At 65.4% G+C, this 14271-nt stretch carries 22 protein-coding genes; 12 read left to right on the top strand and 10 right to left on the bottom strand.

What is annotated here, in order from left to right:
- Positions 1-102: 102 nt before the first annotated feature.
- The 10 genes from IG169_RS06135 to IG169_RS06090 form a co-directional block, all read right to left on the bottom strand.
- On the bottom strand, positions 103-546 hold the full coding sequence (locus tag IG169_RS06135) for a CBS domain-containing protein (RefSeq protein ID WP_193175295.1): 444 nt from the start codon (positions 544-546) through the stop codon (positions 103-105).
- Positions 543-866, bottom strand: a complete 324-nt coding sequence (locus IG169_RS06130; RefSeq protein WP_193175294.1) for a DUF6522 family protein — start codon at positions 864-866, stop codon at positions 543-545. The genes IG169_RS06135 and IG169_RS06130 overlap by 4 nt, the downstream gene beginning before the upstream one ends.
- Positions 863-1096, bottom strand: coding sequence for a hexameric tyrosine-coordinated heme protein (locus IG169_RS06125; RefSeq protein WP_193175293.1), 234 nt, complete (start codon positions 1094-1096; stop codon positions 863-865). The genes IG169_RS06130 and IG169_RS06125 overlap by 4 nt, the downstream gene beginning before the upstream one ends.
- 3 nt (positions 1097-1099) lie before the next feature.
- Positions 1100-1267 (bottom strand): cbb3-type cytochrome oxidase assembly protein CcoS, encoded by a 168-nt coding sequence (gene ccoS, locus IG169_RS06120; protein ID WP_193175292.1) that lies wholly within the window; start codon positions 1265-1267, stop codon positions 1100-1102.
- On the bottom strand, positions 1264-2067 hold the full coding sequence (locus tag IG169_RS06115) for a DUF2189 domain-containing protein (protein WP_193175291.1): 804 nt from the start codon (positions 2065-2067) through the stop codon (positions 1264-1266). The genes ccoS and IG169_RS06115 overlap by 4 nt, the downstream gene beginning before the upstream one ends.
- A gap of 168 nt (positions 2068-2235) precedes the next feature.
- On the bottom strand, positions 2236-3129 hold the full coding sequence (ccoP, locus tag IG169_RS06110) for a cytochrome-c oxidase, cbb3-type subunit III (RefSeq protein WP_193175290.1): 894 nt from the start codon (positions 3127-3129) through the stop codon (positions 2236-2238).
- Entirely contained in the window at positions 3126-3302 is a 177-nt protein-coding gene (locus tag IG169_RS06105; protein ID WP_193175289.1) for a cbb3-type cytochrome oxidase subunit 3, read from the bottom strand. The genes ccoP and IG169_RS06105 overlap by 4 nt, the downstream gene beginning before the upstream one ends.
- Positions 3299-4030: a cytochrome-c oxidase, cbb3-type subunit II gene (gene ccoO / locus IG169_RS06100; RefSeq protein ID WP_193175288.1), complete on the bottom strand. Its 732-nt coding sequence runs from the start codon at positions 4028-4030 to the stop codon at positions 3299-3301. The genes IG169_RS06105 and ccoO overlap by 4 nt, the downstream gene beginning before the upstream one ends.
- A 5-nt stretch (positions 4031-4035) precedes the next feature.
- Positions 4036-5664 (bottom strand): cytochrome-c oxidase, cbb3-type subunit I, encoded by a 1629-nt coding sequence (gene ccoN, locus IG169_RS06095; RefSeq protein WP_343225604.1) that lies wholly within the window; start codon positions 5662-5664, stop codon positions 4036-4038.
- Between the two features lie 25 nt (positions 5665-5689).
- Complete coding sequence (locus tag IG169_RS06090; RefSeq protein WP_193175286.1) at positions 5690-6112, bottom strand: Rrf2 family transcriptional regulator; 423 nt, start codon at positions 6110-6112, stop codon at positions 5690-5692.
- Between the two features lie 154 nt (positions 6113-6266).
- On the opposite strand from IG169_RS06090, the gene IG169_RS06085 reads away from it, so the two are divergent.
- The 12 genes from IG169_RS06085 (at position 6267) to IG169_RS06035 (ending at position 14262) form a co-directional block, all read left to right on the top strand.
- A complete protein-coding gene (locus IG169_RS06085; RefSeq protein ID WP_246717168.1) occupies positions 6267-6659 on the top strand; it encodes a group III truncated hemoglobin in 393 nt (130 codons plus the stop codon).
- 21 nt (positions 6660-6680) lie between these two features.
- A complete protein-coding gene (locus IG169_RS06080; protein WP_193175284.1) occupies positions 6681-7172 on the top strand; it encodes a hemerythrin domain-containing protein in 492 nt (163 codons plus the stop codon).
- On the top strand, positions 7169-7507 hold the full coding sequence (locus IG169_RS06075; protein WP_193175283.1) for a carboxymuconolactone decarboxylase family protein: 339 nt from the start codon (positions 7169-7171) through the stop codon (positions 7505-7507). The genes IG169_RS06080 and IG169_RS06075 overlap by 4 nt, the downstream gene beginning before the upstream one ends.
- Positions 7504-7887, top strand: a complete 384-nt coding sequence (locus IG169_RS06070; protein ID WP_193175282.1) for a DUF488 domain-containing protein — start codon at positions 7504-7506, stop codon at positions 7885-7887. Before IG169_RS06075 ends, IG169_RS06070 begins: the two co-directional genes overlap by 4 nt.
- On the top strand, positions 7884-8924 hold the full coding sequence (locus IG169_RS06065) for an NAD(P)H-dependent flavin oxidoreductase (RefSeq protein ID WP_193175281.1): 1041 nt from the start codon (positions 7884-7886) through the stop codon (positions 8922-8924). Before IG169_RS06070 ends, IG169_RS06065 begins: the two co-directional genes overlap by 4 nt.
- Entirely contained in the window at positions 8921-9622 is a 702-nt protein-coding gene (locus IG169_RS06060) for a 5-formyltetrahydrofolate cyclo-ligase (protein WP_193175280.1), read from the top strand. Before IG169_RS06065 ends, IG169_RS06060 begins: the two co-directional genes overlap by 4 nt.
- Positions 9619-10839, top strand: a complete 1221-nt coding sequence (locus IG169_RS06055) for an NnrS family protein (protein ID WP_193175279.1) — start codon at positions 9619-9621, stop codon at positions 10837-10839. The genes IG169_RS06060 and IG169_RS06055 overlap by 4 nt, the downstream gene beginning before the upstream one ends.
- On the top strand, positions 10796-11158 hold the full coding sequence (locus IG169_RS24440) for an NnrU family protein (RefSeq protein WP_210325885.1): 363 nt from the start codon (positions 10796-10798) through the stop codon (positions 11156-11158). The genes IG169_RS06055 and IG169_RS24440 overlap by 44 nt, the downstream gene beginning before the upstream one ends.
- Positions 11082-11492: an NnrU family protein gene (locus IG169_RS23820; protein ID WP_210325884.1), complete on the top strand. Its 411-nt coding sequence runs from the start codon at positions 11082-11084 to the stop codon at positions 11490-11492. Before IG169_RS24440 ends, IG169_RS23820 begins: the two co-directional genes overlap by 77 nt.
- 21 nt (positions 11493-11513) lie before the next feature.
- Entirely contained in the window at positions 11514-12050 is a 537-nt protein-coding gene (locus IG169_RS06045) for a hypothetical protein (protein ID WP_193175278.1), read from the top strand.
- A 404-nt stretch (positions 12051-12454) separates the two neighbouring features.
- Positions 12455-12862 (top strand): hypothetical protein, encoded by a 408-nt coding sequence (locus IG169_RS06040; protein WP_193175277.1) that lies wholly within the window; start codon positions 12455-12457, stop codon positions 12860-12862.
- Positions 12863-12915: 53 nt separating this feature from the next.
- Complete coding sequence (locus IG169_RS06035) at positions 12916-14262, top strand: hypothetical protein (protein WP_193175276.1); 1347 nt, start codon at positions 12916-12918, stop codon at positions 14260-14262.
- Positions 14263-14271 lie beyond the last annotated feature (9 nt).

Here is a 14271-nt window from a genome sequence, read left to right as displayed (position 1 = left end):
CGGCGGCTGCCTTGGAGCGGTCCGGCCGAGCGCGCCGCAAGTTTGGGCGGCGCACCGTCGAGCGGTTGATCGGTACATGGGTGCCCAACCATGGCCGTGCGATCAGCGGTATCCTATACCCATGACGTAATCCATCAGGACGCTTTCCTCATGTTCCCTTTCATCGAGCAGCGCCTCGAGAATGTCGCGCGCGGCCAAAACGCCTAGAGGACGCCTTGCGAAATCGATTACCGGCATGTGCATGAACCCGGTCTGCTTCATCCGGGTCCAGACTTCCTCGACAGATTCGGAGGGTGCGCAAGTTTTCACATCTGCGGTCATCGCCGTTTCGACGGCCTCGGTACAACTGCAGCCCGTGCAACGACTGATGCGGCTGACAATGTCGGTTCGGCTGACCACGCCCACCACGGCACCTCCCGCACCGAGCACGACGATCAGGCGGGTCTGTGCGTGATCGAACGCCTGCGCGGCGGCGATCAATCGCGCGGATCGGTCTACCGTCACCAGGCGGTTGCCTGCTGTTTCGAGAAGGGTTTTGGATATCATGGATCCTGCCCCTCTCCATGCGGCATCGTCCCAATGTCACGAAGCCGCGCAGCAGGATTTCGTTGTCTTGGTCTGATCGGAAAGGTCGCCTTCTGGAGGACTGCGCCCTCTTCGTCGATGATAAACCGGCATGCGCGGTTGCCGTGGTGGAAGGTCAGACGCCAGCGTCCGGCGTCTTCGTCCACGCCGGCATCGCAGCGCGATGTGATGGTGCCATTGCGCATTCGGGTCTTGATTTCGTCCTGCGAAAGGCGGAACGCGTCCGCCAACAGCGCGGCATCGATGACAAAATCCCCGGCCTTGTGTTCAATAGATGTCATGATGCGTCTCTCCAGTAGCCGTTTGCCGCCGCCACGGTGGCGAAATGCGTCGCCACAACCTGACTCGATGCGATCAGGGTGTCGGCATCCTCGGCATAGACGGGCCGCAGCCTGTCGCGTACTTCCGCGTCCGGCTGGGTCATCTTGATGGCGACGCGGGCCAGTTTGACGGCGAGGTCATAGCCCTCGGCGGGCGTCGTCGTGATGAGGGTCGGCAGCCAGTTCTCCATATTTTACTCCTTCTCGTCGGCAGTGACTTGCGGTCCGGTATCGGTCGAGATGACGCGCCAGGCGGCGCCGTCCAGATCGTCGAACTGATCGTGGCGCAGCGACCAGATGAAGGCGACGAGGCCGATGGCTCCCATGCCGATCGACAGCGGGATGAGGGCGATGAAGCTCATGACCTGGCCTCTGCCGGACCAATCGCGCGCCAGACGGCCCAGGTTCCATGACCGAGCACCGGATAGATGATGATCAACCCCAGAAGTCCCGTTGCCGCCGACAGGACCAAACCCGCAGTCACGATCGCCCCCCAGGCCAGCGCCGGGCGGAGGTTCTGGACCGTCATGGCAAAGCTGATGCCAAGCGCCGTCAGCGCGTCGCGCTTCTGGCTCATCAGCATCGGGATGGAAAACAGACTAATGGCGAAGGCGAAGGCGGCAAAGAGTCCGCCGATGATCGAGCCGACCGCGATCAGCGTCCAACCGCGCGGGGTGGTCATCACATTCACCAGCGCGTCGTTCGCCCCTGGAAATGGCGCCAGCCCGAAGAAAAGGGCATAAAGCAGATCGGCCGCCCGTAGCCAGAACAGAACGAGCAGCCCCAGCATCAGCCCGGCGTAGGCGAGTTGTCCCCCGGACGCGGGCCGCACAAGCGTCATCGCGCGCAATCGGACTGTGCGGCCGGCTGCCAGCAGACGGCTCTTTTCGTAGAGTCCAATTGCGAGGAATGGCCCGACAATCAGAAAGCCGGCGAACGCCGGCAGTGCCAAATAAAGCAGACCCGCCTCATGCAATCCGGCCAGCACAGCGAACGAAAGCACAAATACGAATAGCCCATAGGCCAGGCTCGGCCCCGGGGTCTGCCGGAAATCGCGCCACCCCTCACCGAGCCACCCAATGGCCGCGTGAGTCGGCAGATTGCGGGCGAATACAGCCGGGGGCCGGCGCGGCGAATGAAGGGCGGGTAGCGGTTCGAGCATGGCGTTCTCCTCAACAGACGTTCTTTGCGGGCGGTCTGTCCGGCGCAGGCGCGATGCAGCGGCTTTGAGACTGCACGGCAACCGTAATCAAATGTGCATTCGCCGCCACGAACACCGCCGCGAGCAGGACCGCGCCGAGGATCGCGAGGCGTCTTTGATGCGCAGCATTCATCGCCCGTCCCCCGCATTGCCGCCGTCGTTCAGACGCGAGACATAGATCGCCAGCATGTTGATCTCGGCCGGGCTCAACCGCCCCTCCCAAGCGGGCATCACGCCTTGGCGTCCTCCCCCGAGCGTGGCGAGGATATCATCGCGGGTTCCGCCATAGATCCAGTGATCGTCGGCCAGCACGGGCGCGCCGATGCCAAGGCCGCCCGATCCGGCATCGCCGTGGCAGGCAGAGCAATTCTCGGCGAAGATTGCCGCACCATGGCTGTCAGGATCGGCGTTGCCGGACGACAGGGCCAGCACATAATCGGCCACTGCCGCGACTTGCTCGCGCGTCAGCAGTCCGTCGCGACCGAATGCGGGCATCTGGCTGAAACGGGTGTCGGTATGGGGGCTGTTGATGCCATAGCGGAGCGTCTCGGCGATCGCCGCGGGGTCGGCACTCCACAGCCAGGCGCCATCGGCGAGGCTGGGGAAGCCTGGCCCGCCAGTCGCCTCGACGCCATGGCAGGCGGCGCAATTGTCGGCAAAGAGGCGCGCCGCGGCAGGCATTGCGCGCGCCATCAGTCCCGGATTGGTGGCCAGCGAGGCAAAGTCGGCGGACGCGAAGGGCACCACCCAATCGGCTCTTGCCTGTTCAAGGTGCCGGTAGTTCTCGACCGCCATACGTCCTTGATCCAGCCCCAGCAGCCCACGCGTGTAATCGCGTCCCAGCGGCCAGGCGGGCAACAGCACCCAGGCGACGACAGAGTACGCGAAAGCCAGTGACAAAGCCCAGATCACCATCCGGGGAAAGGGAGTGTTGAGCTCGCGGATTCCGTTCCAGTCGTGGCCGGTCGTCTCATGGCCCGTGATCGGGTCGATCTCGACCTCATGGTGGGACTGGCGACTCATGTCCAATGCTCCGGTTGCCGCGCGGCGCAGTCGGGCAGGATCGAGCGCGCTGCGCGCTCTTGCGCGGCGCGGGCCGAGGGGCGGTAGGCCAGCACGACGACGATCAGGAAGAAACCCATCAGCCAGATCAGGCCGAATGTCTTGGCTATGATTACGAGGGTGCCATGACTCATCGTGCCGCCTCCTGCCCAAGTGTCTCGTAGGCGGCCCTGGTCAGCGTCCCCAGCGATTGCAGATAAGCGACAAGCGCATCCATCTCGGTCAGCCGCGAGGTGTCGCCGTCGAAGGCGCGAATGGCCACCGTCTCGCCATAGCGCTCGGTGACATTGGCCGCGCCGTCGCTGTCGGGCCGCGACTGGGCCAGCGCGTCACGGCCCGCGTTGGCGACCATATCCTCCGAATACGGAACACCGAGAAGCGCGAGCGTCGCCAGTTCGGCGGACAGGATGTCCGTATCGAGTCGGGCGGTCAGCCAAGGATAAGCCGGCATGATCGAGGTCGGGGCAACCGCGCGCGGATTGATCAGATGCGCCACATGCCAGGCATCGGAATATTTGCCACCAAGCCGCGCCAGATCAGGCCCCGTGCGCTTGGAACCCCAGAGCATCGGATGGTCGTAGGCGGATTCGGCCGCCAGCGAATAGGGCCCGTAGCGGTCGATCTCATCGGCCAGATGGCGCACCATCTGGCTGTGACAGGCATAGCAGCCCTCGCGGATGAAGATCTCGCGCCCCGCCAGTTCCAGCGGCGTCTGTGGGCGCAGGTCATCGGGAATGGCGACAGTCTCGTCGATTGTGAAAAGTGGCGCGATCTCGACCGCACCGCCGATGGAGGCGGCGACGATGATCCCCACAACCAGCCCCATCGACAGTTTTTCCAAATTGTAGTGAAGGCGCAGCATCCGGGTCACTCCGCTGGCTGGGGGGCAAGTGGGCGATCCGTGGCCGTGGCCCCTTCAGACGCAGCGCGCATCGTTGCCCGGCAGTTCAGAGCGCAGATCACAGCACCGGTCAGGAACAGCGCGCCGCCGATCGTGCGCAGCAGGTAATAGGGTGCCATTGCCTGAACCGATTGCAGGAAGCTGTAGCTGAGCGCGCCATTGGCATCATAGGTGCGCCACATTAGACCTTGCGTAATGCCCGCGTTCCACATCGAGACGACGTAGATCAGCGTGCCTGTCACCGCGAGCCAGAAGTGCCATTCGACCGCGCGCGGCCAGGCCATCGTCTCTCGTCCCCAAAGCTGCGGCACCAGTGTGTAGATCGCACCGAAGATGATCATCGCCACCCAACCCAGCGTTCCGGAATGAACGTGCCCTACAGTCCAGTCGGTGTAATGCGACAGCGAGTTCACGGGGCGGATCGCGAGGAACGAGCCCTCGAATGTCGACAGTCCGTAAAACACTGCCGCGACGAACATGAAACGCAGCGTGGCGTCGTCGCGCACCTTGTGCCAGGCGCCGTTCAGCGTGGCGATGGCGTTGCCCGCCGAGGCCCAGCTTGGCACCAGCAGCATGACCGAGAAGGTCATCCCCAGCGTCTGCACCCAATAGGGCAGCGCGGTGTAGTGCAGGTGATGCGATCCCACCCAGATGTAGAAAAAGACGATGCCCCAGAAGCTGACGATCGAGAGACGATAAGACCAGATCGGCCGCCCCGAGCGGACGGGCAGAAAATAGTAGAGCATCCCCAGAAATCCCGCGGTCAGGAAGAAGGCGACCGCGTTGTGCCCATACCACCACTGCACCATCGCATCCTGCACGCCGGCCCAGATGGTGAAGGATTTGGCCCCCGCAAGGCTGACCGGCAGCGCGATGTTGTTGACGATGTGCAGCATCGCCACGACCAGAATGAAGGCCATGTAGTACCAGTTGGCGACATAGATATGCGGCTCGGCCCGACGGGCGAGCGTGCGCAGGTAAAGCACGAAATACGTGACCCAGATCACCACAAGCCAGATATCGGCATACCATTCGGCCTCGGCGTATTCCTTCGACTGGGTCGATCCCATCAGATAGCCCGTCACCGCCCAGGCGCAGAACAGGTTGAAGCCGATAAGCACCATCCAGGGGCTGATCGCATCTGCGAGCCGTGCGCGCGACGTGCGTTGCAGAACATGGAACGAGGTCGCAATGAGCGCATTGCCGCCAAAGCCGAAGATAACGCTCGTGGTGTGAACCGGGCGCAGGCGGCCGAAGCTGGTCGCGGGCCAGGGCGGCGTGGCCTCTGGCCAATAAAGCAGTGCCGCCACCCAGACGCCGACACCCATGCCGATCAACGCCCAGCACAGCGTCATGACGATGCCGAAGCGGGTCGGTTCGTCATAATAGCGCCGGGCGCGATCGGCCGGGGCATCGGGATCGTAAAGCGCCCCGCCGAGGGCAAACAACAGGGCCAGACCAAGCGCCATCGCCATTGCGCCGTGCACGGCCATCGCCCCGTGCCGCGCCGCTGCAGCCATCGCAAGGCCCAGAAGGGCGAGGGCCACCGAGAGGGCAAGGGCGACCTGACGCTCGGGGATGCTGAGGGAGCGGATCATGGAAGCGTTCCTTGCATCTTGGTCATGCCGGGGAACCTTCCAACTGCGGCAGCGCAATGTCAGCCAGGGTCGCGCGGTCGAGACTGGCAAGGAAGGCGGCCTCGGCACTGCGCAATCGCGCCTTCAGGCGGCAGCAGCCGGTGATCGTGCAGTCACCGCCATCGGCCCCGAAACACTCGACCAGCGCCTGCCCCTCTTCTAGCAGGCGCACCACTGCGCCGAGGCTCACCACCTGTGGCGGACGGGCCAGCGTCGCGCCGCCGCCGCCGCCACGCCGGGTGGCGACGATCCCGCCCTGCGCCAGGCGCTGCATGATCTTGGTCAGATGGTTGCGCGAGAGGCCGAACTCCTCAGCCAATTCGGCGGTTGAGAATGCACGGTCCGGTGCGCTGGCCATGCGCATCAGCATCCGAAGGCCGTAATCCGTAAATGAGGTGAGGCGCATTGCCGCCCGGGCTCCGATGTAATGAGTATTTACAATACCTATTAACAGGACTAGACGTGAATGCAACCCCGATCATCTGGACCCCGCTATGGCGCACGATGCTTCTCCCCTTTCGTCCATCCGCTCGGCCCGCCCGGCGCTCACAGCCGAACTCATGGCCAAGACTGGTCTGGACGAGGTCCGGCTGACGGCACTTGTCCATCGCTTTTATGACAAGGTGCGCGCCGATCCGGTGCTGGGGCCGGTCTTCGCCGAGCGCATCGCCGATTGGGATCCGCACCTTGCGCGGATGGTCGATTTCTGGTCCTCGGTGGCGCTGATGACTGGCTGCTATCACGGATCACCCGTGGTTAAACACGTGCGCCTGCCGGTGACGTGGGCCCATTTCGAGCGATGGCTGGACCTGTTCCGCGAGACCGCCACCGAAACCTGCCCGCCCGCGGGCGCCGCCCATGTCGTCGAGCGCGCCGAGCGCATCGCGCGGTCGCTGAATTTCGCCATCGAGGACGCGGCGCGCGACAGCGAAGCCGTCATCCCGAGACTTTGACCGCAGCGATAGGAGGCTGACATGACACAAGCTGTTCAATTGACCGATCCGGCAGAACTGACCCGCTATATCGAGACGCGCTATCACCGGACTCACCGCGAACAATTGCCGAACCTCGCGGCGCTGGCGCTGAAGGTCGAGAGGGTCCATGGCGGTGCCGCGGGCGTACCCGCCGGTCTGGGCGAGCTGCTGCAGCGATTGATTGGCGAACTTGAAGTGCATATGAAAAAAGAGGAGCTGATGCTGTTTCCCGCGATCCGCCGCGGCAGAATGGCGGGGATCGAAAATCCGATCGCGGCGATGCGGTCCGATCATGACGACCACGGCGCCGAGATCGCGCGTATCCGTCTTCTCACCGACAACCTTACGCTGCCCGCGGGCGCATGCCGTTCCTGGACCGCGCTTTATGAAGGACTTGCGGGATTCATCGATGATCTTGAGTCGCATGTGCGGCTGGAAAATGACGTGCTGTTCCCACTATGCGAGCCTGCCACCCCTCAGGTGCTCCCATGACCGGTTTTTGCTTCCCCAAAGCCACCCGCGCCCATGCCGAGCGTCGCCGCGCACTGTCCCCCGATGCCGACGCTGCTTTTCAGGCGTTCTCGAAGGCGGTGTTCGCGGAGGGCGCGCTGGATACGCGCACCAAGCAACTCATCGCCGTGGCGGTTGCGCATGTAACGCAGTGCCCCTGGTGCATCGAGGGACATGTCAAGGCCGCCGGTCGCGCCGGCGCCAACTCGGCGCAGATCATGGAGGCGATCTGGGTTGCGGCCGAGATGCGCGCCGGCGCGGCCTTTGCCCATTCCGTCAAGACGCTCGATCTGCTGGCCGACGAGGAGCGGGAATGACCGGCGACGCGAGTATCCGCATCGCGCGCGCCTATGACGAGGCCGGCGATTCCGATGCCGTACGCATCCTGATCGACCGGATCTGGCCGCGCGGTGTATCGAAGGAAAATCTGAAGCACGACGACTGGATCAAGGAGATCGCGCCGAGTTCGAAGCTGCGCAAATGGTTCGGCCACGACCCGGCGAAGTGGGAAGAGTTCCGCAGACGCTATCGAGCCGAATTGGACGAAAGCCCTGATACCGTCGAGCAGTTGCTCGATTGGTGTCGGAAGGGGCGGGTGACGCTGCTTTATGGTGCAAGGGACCGCGAACACAATCAGGCCCTGGTGTTGCGCGCCTATCTCGCTGAATGGCTGTCTTCGGAGAGTGGCGCGCCATGACGATATCGCCCACCGCCCTGCGCACTCCGCTCTGCGACACCCTCGGATGCGACGTGCCGATCCTGCTCGCGGGCATGGGCGGCGTGTCGCGCTGGGAACTGGCGGCGGCCGTGGCCAATGCTGGCGGATACGCCATGCTCGGCATGGTGCGCGAAGACCCCGACCTGATCGCGAGTGAGGTGGCGGCTCTGCGCGCGGCGACGGACCGGACCTTTGCGGTGAACCTGATCCCGGCGGCGACCGATCCGGGGCTGCTCGACCGCCAGATCGGCCGCTGTATCGATCTGGGTGTGACCGACTTCACCTTCTTCTGGGACGTCATGCCTGAAGTCGTGACGCGGGTGAAATCGGCCGGGTGCAGGGTTCTGTATCAGGTGGGCACCCTCAAGGCCGCGCGCGAGGCCGAGGATGCCGGGGCGGATGTGCTGATTGCCCAAGGCGTCGAGGCGGGGGGACATGTGCATGGCCGCCTCGGCGCTTTCGTGCTTCTGGAGAAAATCCTGCGGAAGGTACAGGTGCCGGTTGTCGCCTCGGGTGGTATCGCTACGGGCGCGGGGCTGGCAGCGGCGCTGACCATGGGGGCGCAGGGCATACAGTGCGGCACGGCGTTTCTGGCCACGACCGAATCCTTCGCCCATGACTATCACAAGGAGCGCGTGGTCGCGGCCCAGGCCTCCGAAACGGTGCTGACCGACATCTTCGTTCTTAACTGGCCCCCGCAGGCGGCGGTGCGCGTGATCGCCAACAGCGTGACTGCGGCGCTTGGGTTTGATCTGCTGGGCCATGACCCGACCAGCCTGCCGCGCGAGGTGATCGCGCATGAGGATGGCCAGCCGCGGCTGCGCTTCAGCACCGACTCCCCGCTGCGAACCACAACGGGCGATCTGGAGGCGATGGCGCTTTTCGCCGGGCAGAGCGTCGGCGCGATCCGCGATGTCGTTCCGGCCGCCGAGCGCATCCGGCGCATCATGGCTGAGGCAGAACGCTGCCTCGTTAGACTCGGGGCTCTGCCAAAACGAAAGGGAGGGTCCACATGACCGACCCGGACGGACCGAAGGATGCCATCGGCGGCTACGCCTCGCCACCCTGTCTCGCGCATGAGATCGGCCCGGCATATTTCGAACCGCTTGCGGTCGATCAGCAGCAGGCGACTAACGTGGCGCGCTGGCGCAAGGCCGAACGCGCGCGGCTTCTTGCCCAGCGGTCGGCACTGCCCGTGGCGGTGCGGCACGAGGCATCAGAGGCCGTTGCCGAACAGCTAGACCGCCTGCTGACCGCGCGCTATGGCAGCATCGACGGGCTGACGATTTCCGCCTGGTGGCCGATCAAGGCAGAACTGAACCTGCGGCACTGGCTGGAGGGCGTTGCCGCGCGAGGCGCGCGTGTGACGCTTCCGGTGGTGGTGACACCTGCGGCGCCGCTGGTTTTTCGGTTCTGGATGCCAGGTTGCCGGATGGTGCAGGGGTTCTGGAAGATCCCCGTCCCCGCCGACGGGCCGGAGATGGTGCCCGATGTCACCCTCGCGCCGGTGGTGGGGTGGGACGATGCGGGCTTCCGCCTCGGCTATGGCGGGGGTTATTTCGACCGGACGCTGGCCGTTCTTCGTCCTCGCCCGTTCGTGATCGGTGTCGGGCTTCAGGTCGCGCGGATCCCGACGATCTTTCCTCAGCCACACGACATTGCAATGGATGCCATCGTGACCGAGACCGGGTCGCAAACGGGGTCAGGCGCATGATCACCTCGGCCGAGAAGATGCGCGCCTGGACCGGCGCGGCAATCCTGAGTTTCGGTTTCCGGCCCTTCTTCCTGGTTGGGGCCGTCTGGGCGGCGCTGGCGATGGTGATCTGGGTCTGCCTGCTTGCCGGGAAGGACCTCTTGCCGACGGGTTTCGATCCCGTTTCTTGGCACGCGCATGAAATGCTGTTCGGCTATCTCGGCGCGGTGATTGTCGGCTTTTTGCTGACGGCGGTGCCGAACTGGACTGGCGGCTTGCCGGTTGTCGGCTGGCCACTGGCCGGGCTGGTGGGGCTGTGGATCGCGGGTCGCGTGGCCATGGGCGTGTCGGCGTATCTGCCGTCGCTACCCGTTGCACTGGCGGACCTGGCACTGCCGTTGGCGCTGTCCGCCTTTCTGGCACGCGAGATCATCGCGGGGCGCAACTGGAAGAATATGCCCGTGCTGGCACTGCTGGCGGGCTGGACCATCGCCAACGCACTGTTCCATCTGGAGGAGGCGCGCGGCGGCTATCCCGCGCAAGGCATCGGGCTGCGGATCGGCCTGGCGACGGCGGTAATGCTGATTTCGCTGATCGGCGGGCGCATCGTCCCAAGTTTCACGCGCAACTGGCTAGCTCAGCGCAAGGCAGTGCGGCTGCCGGTTCCCTTCGGCAAGGCCGATGGCGCGGTGCTGGGGCTGACGGGCCTCACACTGACGCTCTGGGTCATTGGGCCGGATCGTCCGGTGACGGCGGTGGCCTGTGGCCTAGCCGGGCTTGCCCATCTTTGGCGGCTGGCACGGTGGCAAGGCGTGCAGACCGGGGCCGAGGCGCTGGTCTGGGTCCTGCACGCGGGCTACGTCTTCGTGCCGCTGGGCTTTCTGGCAATCGCGGCGGGGCAGCTCGCTCCCGAAATGGGGCCTGCGGCACAGCATGTCTGGATGGCGGGGGCGGTGGGGCTGATGACGCTGGCGGTGATGACGCGGGCGAGCCTTGGCCATGCCGGGCGAGCCTTGCACGCGACCAAGGCTATAACCGCGGTCTATCTGGCGGTGATCGTTTCGGTTCTGGCGCGGCTTCTGGCCGGTCTGATGCCAGGGGAAAGCTGGCCCCTGCAACTGGCCGCAGGAGCGTGGATCGCGGCCTTTGGCGGGTTCGCCGTAATCTATTGGCCGATCCTTTCGCGCCCGCGCAATGCTGGGCGGCAACCCATGCGCGCGCCGAACGCGGGCGAATGAGCGTGGCAGGCTGGGGGAATATGCCGCCGCCTTTGCGGTGTTCCTGCTGATCCACGCCGTACCTGTGCGCCCTCCGGTCAAGCCGTGGCTTGTGGCCAGTCTGGGTCGCGCGGGCTTTGGGATGGCTTATTCCGAGCTGTCGGTAGCAGTGTTGGTCTGGCTGATCGGCGCGGCGGCACGCGCGCCATATGTCGAGGTCTGGAAGCGTGCGGAATGGCAGAACCACGTCACCTTGGCCGACGATGACACTGGCTGTCCTGATCCTTGCACTGTCAGCGTTCACGCCGCATCCCTTTTCCTTTGGCTGCTGGCGGAATGAAAGATTCGATCCGGCGCGTCCCGGCATCGTCGGGCTGGTGCGGCATCCAATCCTGGCCGCACTCGGGTTCTGGGCATCGGGGCATCTAGCCCCGAATGGCGATCTTGCGCACGTGCTGATGTTCGGGGGATTTGCGGCCTTTGCAGTCCTTGGGATGGTGATGATCGACAAGTGGTGCCAGCGCAGCATGGGCGTCGAGGCTTGGCAGCGCTTGTGTCCACCGGTGAATCTCCGCTATGCGGGAGGACCGTTGCGGTGGTTGGCCGCAGCGGTCCTTCTTGCAGGGCTGATCGCGCTGCATCTCGTGGTCATCGGCCTGCCCGCCATCTGGTAGGCCGGAGGTTGATGGGACCCCATGGCGTTGTGGCCGCCGTATTGCCGGGTCAGAGAAGGTTTGACATCAGGCCCAACCCCTCCGCCATCATCCCTGTTGCGAACACGCACAAGCGCCCATCGCGGGGCGGAAAAGTATCTTGTCGATGATCTGTCGAGCGCTGCGCTCGTCGGCTCGCGGCTGAATGGAATTCTGCTGAAGATCGAGGCGGGCGAGACGCTGACCTTCTCAGCGCAGGGGTTTTTGACCTCCAGCGGGCTCGTCGCTCTTCCCGCCTTGGCTACCGGTCAGATCAATCGGCGCATCTTCGATGAGGCCGCGAAGGGTGAGCGCTCAGACCGTATCCAACGGGCGCAGGAAGATGCCTACAGGGCGGCAGCCGAAGAAGCCCGAAGAACCGAGGTAATGGATGTGGCGATCAAGGCCCGCTTCGCCGCCATGGAGAATGACCCCGTCAGCATCAGACCGTGGCCGCGAACGCTCCGCCGGACAGGCGGCTCTGAAACGATCACGTCCCCGCCTCGGCGGGGGTCAACCGCCGTACAGGCGGAAGCCTAAGCGGATTCGCTGGTTCGATCCGTAGTATCCCCTGCGTATGCAGAGATCCGGAGGGCGAGCGCTCCCCTTTCCATTGTCGAAGGCCGCGACGAAGCGCAGCGGTCGGGTCTGTTCCCGCAAGCCGCAATCACTATCCGTCTGGCATCCTCCGTCGGCTATCCGTTTGACCCTGCGGCTGCTGCCCACGCGCGTGGACGCATCGGATCGCCGCGACACTCTCGCAACTGGGCCCTCGACGCCGACACGGATTCGGACAAGCATTTTTCCTGAGCCACCTTCGCGAGGGACGGATGGGACATGCAGGCGATCACCGGAGACCGATGCTTCCGCGGCGAGAGGATGCGGCGCGGCCTTGGTCGAATGCACGGCGCGTCGGCATCGTCCGCAGATCGAGGACTCCGAAGATGACGAATTCCCGCAACACGACGGATCCGTCCATGTCACCCGCCCAGTCGCTCGCGGCCGCCGCGAGGCGGTCCGCGAAGACGCGCTACGGCCTCGGCCTTTCCGGCCTCGACGCGAGGGCCGCGAGGGACATGGCGGGCCGCGACGCCGTGGAGGCCGCGCTCGCCGCGCTGCGGGAGGTGGCGAACCGCGATCCGGACCGCGCGCGGCTTCGCGACGGCCGGGGCTTCGCCAGATGCGACATGCCCCTCGGCCACGCGCTGGCATCCGCGCCATCGGGAGAAGTTCTCGGGCGGCCGTCGTTCGCCCGTCTCGCCATGGACCTCGCGCGAAAGTACCGCCGCCAGGTGCCGAACGCGCTCGCCATGCGCATGGGGCTGACCGACCAGTACGACCTTTTCGACTGAGCACCCGCGACCGCAACGAGCGCCGCCGAACAACGACGAGGATCCAGGACCGAATGAGCCAGAATCCCGAAGCCTTCGACTACCTGAGGAAGCAGGCCTACGGCTATGTGCATCGGCATGGCCGGGACAGGGTGGGGCTGTTCGCCTTCTGCCGCGAGAAGATCGACGAATGGCGGACGGGCGAGGGAGCGGGGAGCAACCTCGACGACGACGGCGCTCGGCGGCTTGCGCGGTCGGTCGCCAAATGGACGGTCCGGCGATACAACCCGCCGCGGCCAAGGCACGAACGATCGCGCGAGCAAAGGGCGGCCTGCCTGCTGGCGGCCCCGGCCGCGCTGGAATTCGCGGAAGAGAGTTACGGCAAGGCGACCGTCCGCGGTGCGGCCCGGATCGCGGGCCTGTCGAAGAGCACGCTCGGCCGCCAGCTGAACCGCAATGGCATCATGCCGATGCGCGACCGGATCATCGCGGCCATGCCGAAGAAGGCGCGCGACCTCGTCCGCATCCTGGACGAGACGCAGCACTGCGAGGGGACGTGCGTGCTGCGCCTCGACGATCTCTGCAGCGCGCTCTGGGACGGCATCGCCCCGCGATCGGGGATTCCGCTTCCGGCATTGCCGCGCTCGACGCGGTCGACACGTAGGAAGCGCATGCGCGGCTACCTCGATGCCGTCTCGAGAGCGGGCCTCGGCTACCGCGCCTGGGTCGTGGGCGACCATGTCACCATCCGCCGCGGCCGCCGCTTCCGGCGCATCAAGGACATCCCGCTGCTGGTCGAGGACGCGACGGCGCGCGGCCGTGTCCGCGAGGTTCGGCTGCCCCGGCCGGAAGGCCTCTTCTGGGAGGACCGCTGGGTGCGGGCCTTTGTCGACACGCTGCGCCTCGGCTGCGATCCGCATCCGATGCACTGGGAGGACCTATTGCCGCTCCTCGACCTGATGCGGCTCGCGGGCCGGGGCCTGCTCGATCCGTCACCGCTGTTGCCGTGGATCCGGCGGGCGATCGACTACTGGGGCGAACACGATTTCCTCCGGGCGCTCGATCGGCTGGCGGCGAAGATCGAGGACCGGACGGTCAAGGAGCAGGCATGGGGCATCGTCGGCGTGTTGAGCGCGCTTCATCAGGCATCCGGGAGATGTGCTCGGGACTTCGCCATCATCGAGCTCGAATGCGCGCTGCCGTTCCGCGACGCGCTCCGGCGGGAGTTTCCGGAGAGCCACGCCAGGGTTCGCTGGATCCAGGAGAGCGTGTTCGGGGCGACAAACGATGTCGTCGAGGCCCTGGCGCGATGCTCGCGGCTGAGTGCGATGGAGGCGGCGGGGGAGTGGGCGCCACCATCCGAAAGGGAACTGGAGCGATTTCGATCGTCCCCGGCGATGGCATCGACCGCCACAACGTAACTGCTCCGT

The sequence above is a fragment of the Oricola nitratireducens genome (assembly GCF_014904745.1).
Lineage (GTDB): Bacteria > Pseudomonadota > Alphaproteobacteria > Rhizobiales > Rhizobiaceae > Oricola > Oricola nitratireducens.
The sequence above is the reverse complement of the archived record's forward strand: the minus strand, read 5'-3'. Positions and strand labels throughout refer to the sequence as shown.